We start from the raw sequence: 1,004 nt of genomic DNA, 5'->3' as shown, positions 1-1,004 counted from the left end.
TCTCAACCGATGAGTTAGGAGAGACCATTGCTAAGAACAGCGTATTTGTTACTAATCTTACTGAGAACAGTGAGTTTGTAACAAAACTTGTAGAGAATAAAGAGTTTATAACAAAACTTGGAGATAACATTGAGTTTGTAGAGAACATTATCAATAAACTAGAAGGAGATTTTGGTAATGTTGGTTATGACAAAGACAAAAATCAATTCTTTTATTTAAAAGATGGAAAGGTAAACTATATCGACTGGTCAGATTTAGATACTGTAAACGTTAAGTTTTCTTTTGATGATGCAAAAGCGAATTTAGTAATTACCGATTCAAAAGGTGGTGTGGTTTCTATCTCAACCGATGAGTTAGGAGAGACCATTGCTAAGAACAGCGTATTTGTTACTAACCTTACAGAGAACAGTGAGTTTGTAACAAAACTTGTAGAGAATAAAGAGTTTATAAAAGAGATTACAAACAACCAGGAGTTTATAGAGAATATCATCAATAAACTAGAAGGAGATTTTGGTAATGTTGGTTATGACAAAGACAAGAATCAATTCTTTTATTTAAAAGATGGAAAGGTAAACTATATTGACTGGTCAGATCTAGATACTGTAAACGTTAAGTTTTCTTTTGATGATAAAAAAGAGAATTTAGTAATTACCGATTCAAAAGGTGGTGTGGTTTCTATCTCAACCGATGAGTTAGGAGAGACCATTGCTAAGAACAGCGTATTTGTTACTAATCTTATTGAGAACAGTGAGTTTGTAACAAAACTTGTAGAGAATAAAGAGTTTATAAAAGAGATTACAAACAACCAGGAGTTTATAGAGAATATCATCAATAAATTAGAAGGTGAGTACGGAAACGTAGTTTATGATGAGATTACTAAAGAGTTTACGTATATAAAACAAGATGGTAGTGCGGGGGTTATTGACTGGTCAGTAGCAGTTAAATCTGTAGAAACAGAAACAACTCTTATAGCAGAGAAAGACGCTAGTGATAAGTTAACAGGA

At 32.4% G+C, this 1,004-nt stretch carries 1 pseudogene; it reads left to right on the top strand.

Annotated elements, in window-relative coordinates:
- Positions 1 to 1,004: pseudogene (locus AABL85_RS17380) on the top strand (hypothetical protein); the annotation flags it as partial.

Source organism: Myroides odoratimimus (genome assembly GCF_038039805.1).
GTDB lineage: Bacteria > Bacteroidota > Bacteroidia > Flavobacteriales > Flavobacteriaceae > Flavobacterium > Flavobacterium odoratimimum_B.
This window is presented reverse-complemented; position numbering and strand designations above follow the sequence as displayed.